Origin of the sequence: Alicyclobacillus mali NBRC 102425 (genome assembly GCF_001570745.1) — a bacterium.
In the GTDB taxonomy this organism is placed as follows: Bacteria; Bacillota; Bacilli; order Alicyclobacillales; family Alicyclobacillaceae; genus Alicyclobacillus; species Alicyclobacillus mali.
In genome coordinates, this window is record NZ_BCSG01000011.1 from 55,520 (window position 1) to 71,449 (window position 15,930).

At 62.6% G+C, this 15,930-nt stretch carries 14 protein-coding genes; 1 reads left to right on the plus strand and 13 read right to left on the minus strand.

What is annotated here, in order from left to right; genetic code table 11:
- Window positions 1–274 precede the first annotated feature (274 nt).
- Window positions 275–808 (minus strand): hypothetical protein, encoded by a 534-nt coding sequence (locus AMA01_RS05025; protein ID WP_067848277.1) that lies wholly within the window; start codon window positions 806–808, stop codon window positions 275–277.
- Between the two features lie 132 nt (window positions 809–940).
- Here AMA01_RS05025 and AMA01_RS13895 point away from each other — a divergent pair, with 132 nt between their 5' ends.
- The gene (locus AMA01_RS13895) at window positions 941–1,102 is read left to right on the plus strand and encodes a hypothetical protein (RefSeq protein ID WP_169793483.1); all 162 of its coding nucleotides are present in this window, start codon (window positions 941–943) and stop codon (window positions 1,100–1,102) included.
- 84 nt (window positions 1,103–1,186) lie between these two features.
- Here the strand turns inward: AMA01_RS13895 and AMA01_RS05030 are convergent, their stop codons facing one another.
- The 12 genes from AMA01_RS05030 to clpP all read right to left on the minus strand — a co-directional run bounded on the left by AMA01_RS05030 (window position 1,187) and on the right by clpP (window position 15,854).
- On the minus strand, window positions 1,187–2,578 hold the full coding sequence (locus AMA01_RS05030; RefSeq protein WP_067848280.1) for a hypothetical protein: 1,392 nt from the start codon (window positions 2,576–2,578) through the stop codon (window positions 1,187–1,189).
- Between the two features lie 109 nt (window positions 2,579–2,687).
- Window positions 2,688–3,995 carry a glutamate-1-semialdehyde 2,1-aminomutase gene (gene hemL, locus AMA01_RS05035; RefSeq protein WP_067848283.1) on the minus strand — a complete coding sequence of 436 codons (1,308 nt, stop codon included), beginning with the start codon at window positions 3,993–3,995 and terminating at the stop codon, window positions 2,688–2,690.
- Between the two features lie 12 nt (window positions 3,996–4,007).
- The gene (hemB, locus tag AMA01_RS05040) at window positions 4,008–4,988 is read right to left on the minus strand and encodes a porphobilinogen synthase (RefSeq protein WP_082743986.1); all 981 of its coding nucleotides are present in this window, start codon (window positions 4,986–4,988) and stop codon (window positions 4,008–4,010) included.
- Window positions 4,989–4,993: 5 nt separating this feature from the next.
- Window positions 4,994–5,734 (minus strand): uroporphyrinogen-III synthase, encoded by a 741-nt coding sequence (locus AMA01_RS05045; protein WP_067848286.1) that lies wholly within the window; start codon window positions 5,732–5,734, stop codon window positions 4,994–4,996.
- 1 nt (window position 5,735) lies between these two features.
- A complete protein-coding gene (hemC, locus tag AMA01_RS05050) occupies window positions 5,736–6,653 on the minus strand; it encodes a hydroxymethylbilane synthase (RefSeq protein ID WP_067848289.1) in 918 nt (305 codons plus the stop codon).
- Between the two features lie 19 nt (window positions 6,654–6,672).
- A complete protein-coding gene (gene ccsA, locus AMA01_RS05055; protein ID WP_230088272.1) occupies window positions 6,673–7,464 on the minus strand; it encodes a cytochrome c biogenesis protein CcsA in 792 nt (263 codons plus the stop codon).
- Between the two features lie 14 nt (window positions 7,465–7,478).
- A complete protein-coding gene (gene hemA / locus AMA01_RS05060; RefSeq protein ID WP_067848295.1) occupies window positions 7,479–8,834 on the minus strand; it encodes a glutamyl-tRNA reductase in 1,356 nt (451 codons plus the stop codon).
- A 126-nt stretch (window positions 8,835–8,960) separates the two neighbouring features.
- On the minus strand, window positions 8,961–9,620 hold the full coding sequence (gene yihA / locus AMA01_RS05065) for a ribosome biogenesis GTP-binding protein YihA/YsxC (RefSeq protein ID WP_082743977.1): 660 nt from the start codon (window positions 9,618–9,620) through the stop codon (window positions 8,961–8,963).
- Entirely contained in the window at window positions 9,617–12,052 is a 2,436-nt protein-coding gene (lon, locus tag AMA01_RS05070) for an endopeptidase La (RefSeq protein WP_067848298.1), read from the minus strand. The genes yihA and lon overlap by 4 nt, the downstream gene beginning before the upstream one ends.
- An 88-nt stretch (window positions 12,053–12,140) precedes the next feature.
- Window positions 12,141–13,817 carry an ATP-dependent protease LonB gene (lonB, locus tag AMA01_RS05075; protein ID WP_067848301.1) on the minus strand — a complete coding sequence of 559 codons (1,677 nt, stop codon included), beginning with the start codon at window positions 13,815–13,817 and terminating at the stop codon, window positions 12,141–12,143.
- Window positions 13,818–13,914: 97 nt separating this feature from the next.
- A complete protein-coding gene (clpX, locus tag AMA01_RS05080; RefSeq protein ID WP_067848304.1) occupies window positions 13,915–15,186 on the minus strand; it encodes an ATP-dependent protease ATP-binding subunit ClpX in 1,272 nt (423 codons plus the stop codon).
- Window positions 15,187–15,257: 71 nt separating this feature from the next.
- Window positions 15,258–15,854: an ATP-dependent Clp endopeptidase proteolytic subunit ClpP gene (clpP, locus tag AMA01_RS05085; protein ID WP_067848307.1), complete on the minus strand. Its 597-nt coding sequence runs from the start codon at window positions 15,852–15,854 to the stop codon at window positions 15,258–15,260.
- Window positions 15,855–15,930: the final 76 nt, after the last annotated feature.

Sequence of the window (15,930 nt, forward strand, 5' to 3'; positions counted from 1 at the left end):
TCCTCCTCGTCTCATGAAAAAGAGCCCCCAGTCCTTCAGGACGGAGGGCTCCGCGATACCACCTGAATTCCCCGCGCCAAACCGCCCGGGGCACTCGAACATCGATAACGGGATGACCGGTACGGCTCCGGGACGACCTTCAAGCGGCCGGAAGGGGCGCGGTTTCAGCACTCTGCCCGCCCTCTCTGGACAACCGGCGACGCCCTACTCCTTCCCTTCTTCGCCTTGGCGTATGGGATCTGGTACGTATAGTACGCAACCTCGGAATCCGTTGTCAAGATTTCGGCCGCCGGCCGCGCCCACGGCGCTTTTTCTTCCGGTGAATGCGCACACGTGGCCGCTCGTCCCCTCCCGCCCGCGTATCCGACTCTTTCTGGGCTCGCTCGGACGCCAATTGCGCTCTGCGCCGTTCCGACCAGTCCGTGCTCCAGCCGTACACCCAGGCGAAGACGAGGGCGATGGCAAAGGTCATCGCGTTCTGCAAGAGAAAAGCGCGTTCCTCTCCGTGCGCGATAATCGTGCGCGTCTCCGCGTAGCCGAGCGTGTACTGAAACAAAAAGCCCAGCAAATAGCTCACGGCGGCCACAACCAGGCCGTTCAGGCTCCGCTTCTCCTTGGCACGCTGCACCACCGCGATCACGGCGATGAGCGTGCCGAGCTCCGCCGAGAAGAAAAACGAGTACTTGCCTCCGGACGCGTAGTACACGACGCACTCCAGCGCTGCGACCGCGGCGACCGTCAACAGGTCGAACCGCCAGTACCAACCGCGCCACACGCCCGTTTTCCAAGCGTTCGCTGTCGACTCCAACCGACTTCCTCCAGACGTGCCGCGAATGTGGACGACCCTATGTTATCAAATCGGGCGGCTTCTGCATACTCGAAGACCACTCCGTCCACGGGCCGCATATACATGTATCGGCTCAGTGAGGAGGTCGACTCCGTGGGATTGTTCCAAAACTTGCTCCGCTTCGTGAAGCTGCTGCTCGCACTCGCGATTTTGCTTTTGTTTTTCAGGGCCATTTTCTGGCCAAGCGCGCTCGATCTCCTGATCCTCATGCTCTTGTTTCTCGTCTTTTTCCTCATGTTCATCGGCGCCCCATGACTGTCGAGATCGCACAAAAAACGCGGGAACCGCGACTTCAGCCACGATTCCCGCCCGTTCCTTCTCACAGGTAGGGCACTTTGCTCAATTGAGCTGTACAACTTTCTGAATCATCGCGCGTCGCTCGGGAACCAATAGCGCCATGCCTGGCTCCGGCTGCCCCTGCAACCACGGGTTGGCTCGCTCGAGTTCGCTCGGCAAACAGCCGCAACGCTCGGCCACCGTCTCCAGGGACTCATGTTCCAGCACGATGACGAAGCGCAGCGTATGGCGAGGCTCCGGCGCGTTGAAATCGACGAACGACCACAGCTTCTTGTCCTGCGGCTTTGGCGCCTCGCCCTCGTGCCGCTCCAGATCGTCGAGCATAGGCTCCGGGATGACCTCCGAGGGGAGCGCGTCTCGGTCGGCTTCCTGCGAAGAAGTCGCCTCGACCGCCTCCTCTCGAGTCGACGCGAAGAACGACACCTTTGGTGTCTGATCAGCCGCCAGCGACTGTGGCGCCTCGCTTGGCCCTTGCGCATCAGCCTGCGCATCCACTGCCTGATCGAACGGAGCCTCAACGCGCTGCTCCGGGGTGGAATCTTCAACCCGCGAATCGCTCGCGGCGTCCACCACTGCATCGTCCACCACTGCATCGTCCACCACTGCATCGTCCACCACTGCATCGTCCACCATTGCATCGTCCACCTGATACACGAACTCAAAGGATGCGACAGGTGTCTGGGCCGCAGGCGCGGATACGACGTCCGATCCATCCACGCCGTCCAGCTCCGCACCAAGGTTCTCCACGTCAGCAGGCCCCGTCTGGGGGAAGAAGCGATCAAACTCGGCGAGATGGTGCTGCGCGGATGGCGGAACTTCCCCCGCGCTCTCGGCGGACCCGTCTGCGGCCTGAGCCCCGCCGCGTGCCTCGCTCACAACTTCGACCGTGGGCTTTTCCGGGACGCCAGGATCGCCTGTCTCCTCTTGCGCTTCTGCGCGCAGCGCAGGCTCGGGCGCCACGTCGGCAGCCTGAAAAGCGACGTCGCCTGCGGGGCCCGCGATTTCCTCAGCCGGAAACGTCTCCTGGACTTCCTGGGCGCCGCACCGGAACAAGTATCCCTGGGAACCGTTCAGCCCGTGCACCTCGAGCCATCCACCCAAATGGAGCCACGCTTCGCCCGACACGTCCAGCTGCACGCCAGCGAGCCGGCTCTTGACGTTCAGCACGCCGGCCTGTTGCGCTGACGAAGGCACGCGCAAAAGGAACGGAAGCCGCTGGTGAACATGCACCACATCGCCGCTCGATGCCTTCTGCACGTAGGCCGCAAAGACAATCGCGCCCTCGAGCTGATACGTATCGCGGTCCTGATCGAACGCGACGATCTCCGTCGCGACGGTCGCATCTTGCACCACATCGCCGGAGGCGACTTGTTCGGCGTAGACTTCTTGATCGACCGGCAGCCGAATCAAGAGTTCGCGCGAAACTTCGGACATTCGAGCCCCTCCTCAAACCGCAGGATTCCACCACCAATCTATGTCCCGCGGAGGCGAGATATGTCGATGAGGACGCGGTTCGAGAGGGCTCGGTCGCCTGGCCCGCAACTCAGCGCCTGCGAGCTGCGATGCGCGGAATGGCGCGTTCCATGGCCTCGATGGTCTTTTCGATCTCGGCCTCGCCGTGCACCATCGACATAAAGCCGCTCTCCAACTGCGCGGGCGCGAACGCCACACCTTCCGCCAACATCTCGTGGAAGAAGTCCGCGTAGAGCGCTTGGTCGCAGGCTTTTGCCGTCTCGAAGTCCACGATGGGTCCGCTGTGGAAAAACAGGCCAAACATGCCGCCGATGGCATGGCCCGTCGCGGGCAAGCCGCAATGCGAGGCGGTCTGGCAGAACGCCTCCACAAGCCTGCGGCCATACGACTCGAGGCGATCGTACGCGCCTTCTGTCGCCGCCCGCTTCAGCATGCGAAGCGACGTGAGGCCTGCCGCCATCGCGAGCGGGTTTCCGGAGAGCGTACCGGCCTGGTACACCGGTCCCTCCGGCGCCACGAGCGCCATGAGGTCCTTGCGCCCGCCGTAGGCGCCCACAGGAAGACCAGCGCCGATGACCTTGCCGAACGTCGTCAGATCCGGCAGCACGCCGAACCGCGCCTGCGCTCCGCCAAGGCCGACGCGAAAGCCCGTGATGACTTCGTCGAAGATGAGAAGGGATCCATAGCGGCGCGTGATCTCGCGCACGGCCTCCAGGTACCCCGGCAGCGGCAACACGCACCCCATGTTGCCTGCCACAGGCTCCAGGATCACGGCCGCGATCTCGTCGCCGCGATCGGCAAACAGCTTCTCCATGGCGTCGGCATCGTTGTAGGGCACCGTCAGCGTGCGCTCGGCGACGGACTGGGGGACGCCGGGCGAGTCCGGCAGGCCGAGGGCGGCCACGCCCGATCCCGCCTTGACAAGAAACGAATCGGCGTGCCCGTGATAACAGCCGATGCACTTGACAATGGCCGTCCGCCCCGTGGCGGCGCGGGCCAGGCGGATGGCGCTCATGGTCGCCTCGGTGCCGCTTGAAACCATGCGCACCTTCTCGACCGAGGGGACGAGCTCCACAATCTCCTCCGCCATCTCGGTCTCAAGCTCGGTGGGCACGCCAAAACTCGTCCCGCGCGCTGCCGTTTCCGCAATCGCCCGGACAATATCTGGGTGCGCGTGGCCCCAGATGAGCGGTCCCCAACTCATCAGATAGTCGATATAGCGGTGGCCGTCGATGTCGTACAAGTACGGCCCTTCGCCGCGATCGGCGAAATACGGCGTGCCGCCGACCGCGCGGAACGCCCGGACGGGCGAATTGACGCCCCCCACGAGAACCCGCTTTGCCCGTTCAAAGGCTTGCTTGGAACGCTCCCCGACCATGTCCACCCCTCCTCAGCGCGCCTCTTCCCGCAGCCAGCGGAGCACGTCCGGCGCGTGATACGTGAGAATCAGATCCGCGCCCGCGCGCTTGAACGACGTCATCATTTCCATGACGACCGCCTTTTCGTCGATCCACCCGTGTTGCGCCGCCGCCTTGACCATGCTGTACTCGCCGCTCACATTGTAGGTCGCGATGGGCACGTCAAACGCCGCGCGGAGGCGAGCCGTGACGTCCATGTACGAGAGCGCCGGTTTCACCATCAGCATATCGGCTCCTTCTTCAAGGTCCGATCTCGCCTCGCGCATCGCTTCGCGGCCGTTGGCAGGGTCCATCTGGTAGCTCTTGCGATCGCCAAACTGCGGCGCCGAGTCCGCCGCCTCGCGGAACGGACCGTAAAACGACGACGCGTATTTCACCGCGTACGACAGGACAATGACGTCCTCGAAGCCTCCCGCATCGAGCGCCTCGCGGATGGCTGCGACACGGCCGTCCATCATGTCCGAGGGCGCGACGATGTCCGCACCGGCCTGCGCGTGCGACACGGCCGTCTTGGCCAACAGTTCAAGCGTCGGATCGTTCACAATTTTCCCGTCCCGGACGAGGCCGCATTGGCCCAACGGATTGTACTCGCACAGGCACACGTCCGTCATGACCACGAGATCCGGATTTTCAGCCTTGATGGCGCGAATGGCCTCCTGCACCACGCCGTGCTCATGGTACGCAGAGGAGGAGAGTTCGTCCTTCTCGCGCGGGATGCCAAAGAGGATCACCGACTTCAGGCCGAGTTCCGACAGCGACGCGATTTCCCTTCGCAGCGCGTCCAAGCCGTAGCGCGAGACGCCGGGCATCGAGTTGATGGGCGAGGTCCCGTCAAGTCCTTCTTCGACGAACACAGGATAGACGAGATCGTCCGCGTGGACGCGATGCTCCCGGACGAGATCGCGCAGATAAGGTGTGCGGCGCAGGCGCCGGTGGCGGCGAAATTGGCTCATGTCGATCACGCTCCCATAGGATACAAAGTCTCAAGATGGAGAATCAGCGCTTCGTGCGAAGGCTCGGGCGGAGGCTCGAGATGACGCACGCCCAGTCGATCGAGCGCGCTCGCGGTGGTGCCGCCGAACGGCAGCCACGCGAAGCGGCCGGGCGCGAACAGGCTGCCGCTCGATGGATGCGCCGCGATGGCGGACACGGCGGACGGGCTGAACAGGATGACGATGTCGCCTGAGCGCTCCGCCAACCGATTCGCCGCTTCTGGCCGGAGGATGGTGTCATACACAATCCACTCGGCCACGCGGCGCCCGACGCGGCGGAGTTCCTCCGGAAGCACCTCGAGGGCCAGACGCCCGCGCGGGAAGATAAAGCCGACCGGCGGCGGACACGCTTCGACGAGACGCTTGGCGAAGTCGCCAGCGCCCCGCACGCCAGGAAACTGAGCGGCTTGGGGCGCGACAGCGATGAGCTCCTGCCACGTTCCGGCGCCGAGTGCGTACGCGGCGGGCGCCGCCTGAAGCCGCGCCACCGCCGGCGCGTGCGATGCGACGGCCCGAACGGCCGCGGCCGACGTAAACACCCAGACGTCGCTCGGCGCCACGTCCGAGAACTCCGACGCGGCCTCCGCACGCGCCACCGTGTGGATGAGCGGCACGTGTTCCGCGTGAAAACCGCGACTGCAAAGCGTCGAGGTAAGCAGCGCGCCGCGATCGCCAGCTTGGGTCACGAGGACGCCTGGTCGCGGCATCTCAATCACCTTGGCCAGCTTTGAGCCAAGCGTCGGCGCCCTGGCGAAGCACCTCGTCGGCGACCGCGACGCCAAGCGCCCGCGGATGGTCCCCCGTCTGCTCGACCTGGATGTGCTGAGTGCCCGACGGATCGGCGACAAATGCGGTGAGCCGCAGCTGATGCCCCACGCGCTCGGCGTATGCGCCGATGGGCACCTGGCAGCTGCCCTCGACCCGCGACAGGAACGCGCGCTCTGCTTCCACGGCGCGGGTCGTATCGGGATCCGAGATAGCGGCGAGGTATCGCATCACCTCGTCATCGTCTGCGCGGCACTCGACGGCCAGCGCACCCTGGCCCACGGCGGGCACGAACTGATGCACAGGGAGGTACTCCGTGATTTTGTCGTCCAACCCCAGGCGATGCAACCCGCTTACAGCAAGAACGATGGCATCGAACTGCCCCTCCGCAAGGCGGCGAAGCCTCGTGTCGATGTTGCCGCGCAGCGTGTCCACGCGCAGATCTGGGCGGAGACGCCGAATGGCCGCCTGCCGACGCAAACTGCTCGTGCCGATGCGCGCGCCTGGTGGAAGCTCGACGAGCATTTGACCCGCTCGACTTACGAGGGCATCCCTCGGGTCTTCACGGCGCGGCACGGCCCCAATGGTAAGTCCCTCGCGCAGTTCGAACGGCACGTCCTTCAGGCTGTGCACCGCGAGATCGGCCTGTCCCGTGGCAATGGCTTGCTCGATGTCCGCGACAAACAGCCCTTTGCCGCCGACTTCTGAAAGCGCGCGGTCCACGATCTCGTCGCCGCGCGTCCGGATGGGTACGAGTTCAAACTCGACGCCACGCGCTACCCGCTTCAAAAGCTCCACCACGTGGTTCGTCTGTGTGAGCGCGAGCGCGCTCCGCCTCGTTGCGACTCGTAACGTGCGCAACCGTCCATCCTCCCTTGGATCATGGCAGCCTTCCCCCGACAAACAACAGGTTGGAGAGCACCACGACAAAACAGATGACCTGAAACATCATCATGGCGCGCGTCGAGGCTTTTCGCCGCACGCGCCAGATCAGATAGCTGACATACAGCATGAGGCAAAACGCAGTCACCATAAACTTGGGCCACGCCAGAAGCCACTGGTGAAGCACCCTATCTCCCCACCAGAGTCCAGTCACCATGGCCAGAAACAGCAAACCTGCCCCCGTCGCGCTCGCAAACAGCGCCAGGCTGTCGAGCGTGGCGAGCGAAGGCAGGTGCAGATACCAGCGGTCGAACAGGCGCCGGCGAAGGCGCGATTCGAGGACGAGATGCATCAGCGCAAACGAAAAGCTGAACGCGAAGGCTGTGTCGCCGAGCACGGCCAGCGCCACATGCAACGCGAGGAGACTCGAGGCGGGAAAAAACGGCGTATTGGAACCTGCCTGCAGCCCTCCCGCCAGAAGCGCCAGGCCGAATCCCACGGCGTTCAGCAAGAGCGCCACCGGGCTGGAAGCGGCACCGCGGCCCATCGCCACCGTGACGGTGATCATGAGCCACGCGATGAATAGGGCGAGATCGCCACGAGAGTAGTCGGCCGCTTCACGCAGGGAAGCGAGGCGCGCGAGAAAGACCGTCGTAACCAGTGCGAAGGCCGCCACAAACAACCCGTAGCCGGTGCGCGGAGATGAGGGCCGCGCCTGCGCAAACGACCAGCCCGACCACACGAGCGCCAGCGCATACGCAACCATACTCAGGACATACCAAGCCCCCATGGCCATCGCTCACCCTAGGAGAGCGCCGGCCGCCGGGCAGCGTCGGCCGCGTAGGAAGAGCCCTGTCCCCATTCGACGCGAACGCGGTTGTGGCCCGTTTCAAATTCCAGGCCAAATAGCGCGGCGAGCGTCTCCGCGTAACTTGGATCGCCCGACTGCAGCGACAACTCCTTGACGTTTTTCACCGGTTCCCTCAGCAGTTGATGAACGATGCTCATCATGTGCTTGTGAATGACTTTCTGATCTCGCTCGCTGAGCTGGGGCAGTTTGCGCACAAGGCTCGACATGACCTCGCGCTCGATGGCCTGTCCGCGCTGATGAAGCGCGGCAATCACCGGCACCACCTCCTGCTCGGTCAACCAGTGAGAGAAGGCGCGCACTCCCTCGTCGATCATCGCCTGGACCACGGCCTCCTGGCGAGCCCGCTCCTCGAGATTCGCGGCGACCACGCCCTCGAGGTCGTCCACGTCGTAGAGATAAACCGATGTCGAACGCGACACCTCGGGATCCACGTCGCGCGGCACAGCAATGTCCAGGATGACAAGCGGCCGACCACGGCGCGACACCATTGCGTCCGCAACCATTTCCTGGGTCACCACGTAGTGCCCACGGCCAATTGCGGTCAGCACCACGTCCGCCTGAATCAGGGCGTGCCGGACTTCGTCCTCGTCCAGGGGGCGCGCTTGAGCTCCAACTTCGGCGGCGAGCGCCTGCGCCCTCTCCAGCGTGCGATTGAGGATGAGGAGAGACTTCGGCTGTTGTGCGGCAAAATGGCGCGCGGCAAGTCCTGCCATGTGACCGGCGCCGATCACGACAACCTGTTGATCGCGAAGTTCCCCCAGCACCTTGCGCGCCAGTTGAACGGCCGCGTAACTCACGGAAACGGCCTCTCGCCCAATGGACGTCTCCGTCTGCGCCCGTTTGCCCACATGAATGATTTCGCGAAACAATCGGTTGAATACTGAACCTGTGGCATCCTCATCAAGCGCCAACTGATACGCATCGCGCATCTGGCCCAGGATCTGCGTCTCGCCAAACACCACCGAATCGAGCCCGCAGGCGACCCGCATCCCGTGTCGGACGGCGTCTTCCCCTTCTCGGACGTAGGCGTACTGCCAGAGCAGATCTCGGTTCACACCGGTCACCTTGGCGACGGCGGACAGAGCGAAGTCGGTTGCGGCCCGTGCACTGGGGCCGAGACCGTAAATTTCGAGGCGATTGCAGGTGGAGAGCACGACACCCTCCAAGACGGTCCGCGACTCGCGGAGCTGCGTCAAAACGTGACGAACCTCAGTATCGCCAAGGCTCACGCGCTCACGCAGTTCCACGGGCGCCGTTTTGTGACTCAGGCCCACGACAAAGATGTTCACGAACCTCACCCCCGTGTCCTATCACATTATATAGCAGCGGGAGCGCCTGCCCAAGGGCTCCGGCCCATTGGGTGTGACGCTCCCTTGAACGTTGAACAGAATTCCTCCGACATCGCCAATCCAGGGTCACGACTCCATTTCCGGCTTGTCTGCCCCCGGGGAAGAGATTTCCTCGCCCCCATGGAACGTGCCGTCTGACGCCCCCGACTCGGCGAGATCGCCCTCCATCACTGCCCACAGCGCCTCGAGCCCTGTCCGCTTCTCGGCGGAAACCGGCCAGATATCGACGGGCGTCCGCAGCGCCTCCCGGATGAGCTTCACGTGTTTTGGGAACTGATTTTTTCCGATTTTATCCGCCTTGGTCGCCACCACCGACACCGGCACGCCCAACTCGAGCAAGGCCTCGTGAACCGCGACGTCATCCTTGGTGGGCTCGTGCCGAATATCGATGAGATGAAAGATGCGGCGCAGGCAGTCGCGCTGATTCAAATACCGGTCAATCATCACCGCGAACCGCTCCCGCTCTTGCTTGCTGACCGCGGCGTAGCCATAGCCTGGAAGGTCGACAAACCGAAACGAGCGGTTGATGAGATAGAAGTTGATCTGGCGCGTCTTCCCTGGCTGTGAAGAGACGCGCGCGAGCTGCTTTCGATTCAACAGCCGATTGAGCAACGTGGATTTCCCCACGTTGCTCCGGCCGAGAAACGCGAATTCGGGGAGCAGCGCCTTCGGCCACTGATCCGGGCGAACGGTCACCGCCTCCAATTCGGCACTGCGGATGATCACTGGTGCGCCTCGCCTCCTCCGAATCGGCTGTCCGACCACACATCGGCCCACCAAGGTTCGTCGGCCAGTGAACCTCCGGCGTGATCGAGCGGATTGTCCACCAGCGCCAGGCGCAAGACCTCGTCCATATGGGAGACGGGAACAAACTCGACCTCGGACTTGACCAAGTCCGGCACTTCGTCGAGGTCCTTCACGTTTCCCTTTGGAATCACGATGGTCCGGATCCCAGCGCGGTGAGCCGCAAGGCTTTTCTCCTTCAGCCCACCGATGGGCAGGACCCGGCCGCGCAGCGTGATTTCGCCGGTCATCGCCACGTCGTGCCGCACTCTGACATGGGTCAGCGCAGAGACGAGGGCCGTGGCCATGGTGATACCGGCGGATGGTCCATCCTTTGGAATGGCACCCTCCGGAACGTGAATGTGGATGTCCACCTTCTCATGGAAGTCGGGCGGAAGGCGAAGGGCTCTGGTGCACGAACGCACGTACGATAAGGCCGTCTGCGCGCTTTCCTTCATGACATCGCCGAGTTGACCTGTCAGGACGAGTTTCCCAGAACCAGGAACAATCGAGACCTCCACGAGCAGCAGATCCCCGCCCATCTCCGTCCACGCGAGTCCCGCGACCACGCCCACCTGGTCTTCCGTCTCCATCTCGCCGAACTCGTACTTGTGAGGCCCCAGATACGACTGGAGCACCGCGCTCGTCACCGTCACGCGCTTCGCGTCACCCGCCGCGACAGCGCGCGCCACCTTCCGGCAGACCGCCGCCAATTGCCGATCCAACTGGCGCACACCCGCCTCGCGCGTATAGTGCCGGATGACCTCCAGCAACACGTCGTCCGAGATGCGAATCCGATCTCCCTTGAGCGCGTGTGCCGTCCGCTGCTTCGGCAGCAGGTGCTCCCTGGCGATGTGGAGCTTCTCGATCTCCGTATACCCCGAGAGCTGGATGACCTCCATGCGGTCCCGAAGCGGCGCAGGGATCTGGTACACGTTGTTGGCCGTTGTAATGAACAGCACGTTGGACAGGTCGTACGGGATCTCGATGTAATGGTCGGAAAACGCACGATTCTGCTCGGGATCGAGCACTTCAAGCATGGCCGAGGCCGGATCGCCGCGAAAATCGCTGGCCATCTTGTCGATCTCGTCGAGCAAAAACACCGGATTGACGACGCCGGCCTGGCGCATGCCCTGAAGAATGCGCCCGGGCATGGAACCGATGTAGGTCCGGCGATGACCGCGGATTTCGGCTTCGTCGCGGACACCACCGAGCGATACGCGCACAAACGGCCGCTTGAGCGACTTCGCGATGGACCGCGCGAGGGAGGTCTTGCCCACGCCAGGCGGACCCGCGAGGCAAATGATAGGACCGGCCTGCTTGTCGGTGAGCGCCTGCACGGCGATAAACTCCAAAATGCGCTCCTTGACCTTGTCGAGGCCGTAGTGTTCTTCGTTCAGGATGCGCTCCGCCCGGGCGATATCCGCTGTGGATTTGGCCGCTTCCAGCCAAGGCAACGCAAGCAACCAGTCGATGTAGTTGCGAACCACCGTGCCCTCGGCCGAGGCGGGCGGGATGCGCTCCAAGCGGGCGATTTCCTTTTCCACCCGATCCCGGACGTCGTCCGGCATCCGCTTGGCGGCGAGTTTCTCCCGCAGCTCGTCGACCTCGGCCTGGCGGCCCTCCTTGTCGCCGAGCTCCCGCTGAATCGCCTTCATTTGCTCGCGCAGATAGTACTCCTTTTGCGTCCGTTCCATCTGCTTGCGAACGCGCTGGTGAATCTTGCGCTCAAGTTCCAGGACCTCCCGCTCATCCGAGAGGATCTGCAAAAGCCGCTCGAGGCGCTTCTCGATGTCGAACGCCTCGAGGATATCCTGCTTCTCGCGCACCTTCAGCGGCAGGTGCGATGCCACGGCGTCCGCAAACTGACCTGGGTGAGACATGTCGACGACGGTCGCGTACGTGTCGAGATCGAGCTTGCGGGACAGGCGCACGTACTGTTCAAACTGCTGGGTCACCGAACGGCGCATCGCCTCGATGGCCGGCGTCACCACCACGTCCTCTGGCTCATCGTAGGTCTCCACCCGCACAGTGAACAAGTCGTCTTCCGAGACAAACGCGCGTAGGACGGCTCGCTTCAAGCCCTCGACCAGCACGCGGATGGTCCCATTTGGCAACTTCAGCATCTGCTTCACGCGTGCGAGCGTGCCAATCCCGTACAGATCGTCTGCGGACGGATCGTCCACCTGGCCGTCCTCCTGGGAAGCCAACACGATGAGATGATCGTTCGCCACCGCCTGCTCAAGCGCGCGGACGGACTTTGGCCTCCCGACGTCGAAGTGCAGAACCATGCCGGGGAACACCAGCAGTCCGCGGAGCGGCAACAGTGGATAAACGTCCTTGGTCTCTGGCACCGAATGCTCCTCGGTCGCCATGCCCCCCACCTCCGAACTCTCTCCCCTGACGATGCCCTTCATTGTATCCAATCGCCCCGGCAAAGTCGAATGGGCGACCGCAGGGACGTCACTGAGCGAGCGGCTTTTGAATCATCGCAGCCGAAACATCGGGCCGCGCCCCGTGGCCATTCAGCCCGCCAACCAGTGAGAGCCGCAACACGTCTTCCAGCCGTTCGACGGGCACAACCTGGATGTCCTCGCGATGACGAAACGACTCCTGCCAGTTGCCTTTCGGGATCAATACCACCTTTGCCCCAGCCTCCGCCGCGGCGGCCATTTTGGCCGTCACGCCGCCGACCGGTCGGACCAAGCCCAAAATCGAGAGTTCCCCCGTCATAGCGACGGTATGCAGCACAGGCTCCATTCGAATGGCCGAATAAATCGCCACCGCCATGGCGACGCCTGCACTGGGCCCGTCCACCGGTACGCCCCCCGGAAAGTTGACGTGCAAGTGATAGTCGGAGGCCTTGATGCCGTACAAGCGCTCCAGTGTCGTGAGCACGTTTTCCAGTGAGGACTTGGCCATGCTCTTTCGCCGGATGGACCGATCGCGCCCCCCGATCGTCTCCTCCTCGACGAGCCCTGTGATGGTCAACCGACCGTCTCCATTCGGCGCGGGCGTCGCCGTGACTTCAATTTCAAGCAGCATCCCAAGCTGAGGTCCGTACACCGCGAGGCCGTTCACCACGCCCACCTGCGGCTTGTCGGCAACCTTTCTGTCAGGCCGAGGCGTCAGGCGGCTGAACTCCACGACCCATTCGATGTCCTGACGACGAATGGTCCCTCGCTTCTCGATCATCGCGAGGCTGCCCGCCATCTGCACCAGGTTGACCGCGTCGCGCCCGTTGGTGGCATAATCGGCGACGGTGTCCGCCAGGCCTTCGTCGAGCGGCATGCCGAGTTTGTCCGCCGCGCCTTCGGCCACCTGACGAATCTCCTCACGCGTGAGGGCGCGGAAAAAGATTTCCACGCAGCGCGAACGGAGGGCAGGCGGCAACTCCTCTGGCGATCGCGTCGTCGCCCCGACCAGTCGAAAGTCGGCGGGCAATCCGTTCTGAAAGATGTCATGAATGTGCACAGGAATATTCGTATCATCGCTGCTGTAGTAAGCGCTCTCGAGAAACACTTTGCGATCCTCGAGTACCTTGAGCAGCTTGTTCATCTGAATCGGGTGGAGTTCGCCGATCTCGTCAATAAACAGGACACCGCCGTGAGCCTTGGTGACCGCGCCCTGTTTCGGCTGAGGGATCCCTGCGATCCCCATGGCGCCCGCGCCCTGATAAATCGGATCGTGCACGGATCCAATCAGCGGATCCGCAATCCCGCGCTCATCGAAGCGCGCCGTGGTCGCGTCCATCTCAATGAACTTCGCGTCCGGCTTGAAGGGCGATCCCGGCATTCGCTTCGCCTCTTCGAGAATCAGGCGCGCGGCCGCGGTCTTACCTACGCCGGGTGGCCCGTAGATGATCACGTGCTGAGGATTCGGTCCGCACAAGGCGGCGCGAAGCGCGCGCACCCCGTCGTGTTGTCCAATGATATCGTCAATTCTCTGCGGCCTCGTGCGCTCCGCCAGCGGCTCCGTGAGCGAGATGGCGCGCATCCGGCGCAGCTTGTCCAACTCTTTTTTGGACTCACGCTCAATCGCGTGTCGGCTCTGACTCTGTGTCCGAAGCAGATTCCAAAAATACATGCCAATCACGAGCGCGAAGAACAGTTGTACAGCTGCCAAAATACTTGCGGTCATCCGGATCCCTCCCTCTTCCTGCTGCGCTATGCAGTATTGCCCTGCAGAAAGAGGGATAAACGAAGGGCCAGCCCTGGAGGCTGGCCCGGAACTGCCGTCAGGCGGTCTCTTCTCTCTGGAACGGAATTACAGTCCCGTCCTTGCGCAAAACGATGGGTGGTCCCTCGCGCAGCACAGCAGCTTTGGTGATGATGCACTTCTGCACGTCGTCCCTTGACGGCAACTCGTACATCACATCGAGCATGATGGACTCGATGATAGCCCGCAAGCCACGCGCGCCCGTGCCGCGCCGGATGGCCTCTTTGGCGATCGTCTCAAGCGCATCCTCATGAAACTCGAGCACGACGTTGTCCATATCGAGCAGTTTTTGGAACTGCTTGACGATGGCGTTTTTGGGCTCGGTCAAAATTCGCTTCAGGGCTTCTTCGTCGAGGGCGTCCAGCGTCGCGATGACCGGGAGACGCCCGATGAATTCAGGAATCAACCCGAACTTCAGCAGATCCTCCGGCAGCACATGCTGAAGAATCGCGGAGTCCTTCGCCTCGCTTGACGTCGATCCCGCCGCGCCAAAGCCGATGACCTTGCTGCCCAGTCGGCGCTTGATGATGGTTTCCAGTCCGTCAAATGCGCCTCCGCAAATGAACAGGATGTTCGTCGTGTCGATCTGAATGAACTCCTGGTGCGGATGCTTCCTCCCGCCCTGCGGCGGCACGCTCGCGATGGTCCCCTCCAAGATCTTGAGCAGTGCCTGTTGCACACCTTCCCCGGAGACGTCGCGCGTGATGGACGGATTTTCCGACTTGCGCGCAATCTTGTCGATCTCGTCGATATAAATGATCCCGCGCTCCGCCTTCTCGATGTCGTAGTCAGCGGCTTGGATCAGCTTCAGCAAAATGTTTTCCACGTCCTCGCCGACGTAGCCGGCTTCCGTGAGCGACGTGGCATCGGCGATGGCAAACGGGACGTTGAGCGTCCGCGCCAACGTCTGAGCCAGCAACGTCTTGCCGCTACCCGTAGGTCCGATGAGCAAGATGTTGCTCTTCGAGAGCTCCACGTCGTCGTTCTTCTGAGAGCCCGCGTTGATGCGCTTGTAGTGGTTATACACCGCCACGGACAGCGCCCGTTTTGCGTGCTCCTGGCCAATCACATATTGATCCAAAACCGACTTGATCTCGGTCGGCTTCGGCACGTCCTTCAACTCGAACTCATCGTCTTCACCGAGCTGCTCCTCGACAATCTCGTTGCACAGCTCAATGCACTCATCACAGATATATACGCCGGGGCCAGCGACCAACTTCCGCACCTGCTCCTGGGTCTTGCCGCAGAAGGAGCACTTCAGTTGGCCCTTCTCCTCGTTAAACTTGAACATGGTTCGTTCCCCTCCTCTTACGAGGTTACCACACCGGCCGCACAAGGCAAAGACATCCGAATTGCCAACCTTCAGCGAACCGGATGCAGCGGATGCAACACTTCATCAATCAGGCCGTAGCCTTTCGCCTCGTCGGCGGACATGAAGTTATCGCGATCCGTGTCCCTCTCAATCACCTCGAGCGGCTGCCCCGTCCGTTCGGAAAGCAGGCGATTCAGCTTCTCCTTTGTCTTCAAAATCCATTCGGCGTGGATTTTGATGTCCGAAGCCTGGCCCTCGACGCCGCCAAGAGGCTGGTGAATCATAATTTCTGCATTCGGCAGCGCGTACCGCTTTCCCTTCTCACCTGCCGCCAACAGGAACGCGCCCATACTCGCAGCCATGCCGATACACACCGTGGAAACAGCTGGACGGATGTGTTGCATGGTATCGTATATGGCCATGCCCGCGGTCACAGAACCACCCGGGCTATTGATGTACATCTGGATATCCTTGTCCGGATCGTCGGCCGCCAGGAACAGAAGCTGTGCGACGATGGCGTTTGCCACCTGATCGTCGATGGGCGTTCCTAAGATTACGATCCGATCCTTCAGCAACCGAGAATAGATATCGTACGTCCGCTCACCGCGGCTCGTCTGTTCGACCACGTACGGAATCGGATAATACATGCAACAGCCTCCCTCTCCCTGCGGCCATGTAGAGGACAAGACAAGGCCGCGGCCTTGTCTTGTCTTGAAATCGTCT

Bases quoted from the DNA above. Each gene is read 5' to 3' on its own strand.
- AMA01_RS05030 (WP_067848280.1), bottom strand. From the start codon at position 2,578: ATGTCCGAAGTTTCGCGCGAACTCTTGATTCGGCTGCCGGTCGATCAA.
- hemL (WP_067848283.1), bottom strand. From the start codon at position 3,995: ATGGTCGGGGAGCGTTCCAAGCAAGCCTTTGAACGGGCAAAGCGGGTT.
- hemB (WP_082743986.1), bottom strand. From the start codon at position 4,988: ATGAGCCAATTTCGCCGCCACCGGCGCCTGCGCCGCACACCTTATCTG.
- AMA01_RS05045 (WP_067848286.1), bottom strand. From the start codon at position 5,734: ATGCCGCGACCAGGCGTCCTCGTGACCCAAGCTGGCGATCGCGGCGCG.
- ccsA (WP_230088272.1), bottom strand. From the start codon at position 7,464: ATGGGGGCTTGGTATGTCCTGAGTATGGTTGCGTATGCGCTGGCGCTC.
- lon (WP_067848298.1), bottom strand. From the start codon at position 12,052: ATGGCGACCGAGGAGCATTCGGTGCCAGAGACCAAGGACGTTTATCCA.
- lonB (WP_067848301.1), bottom strand. From the start codon at position 13,817: ATGACCGCAAGTATTTTGGCAGCTGTACAACTGTTCTTCGCGCTCGTG.
- clpX (WP_067848304.1), bottom strand. From the start codon at position 15,186: ATGTTCAAGTTTAACGAGGAGAAGGGCCAACTGAAGTGCTCCTTCTGC.
- clpP (WP_067848307.1), bottom strand. From the start codon at position 15,854: ATGTATTATCCGATTCCGTACGTGGTCGAACAGACGAGCCGCGGTGAG.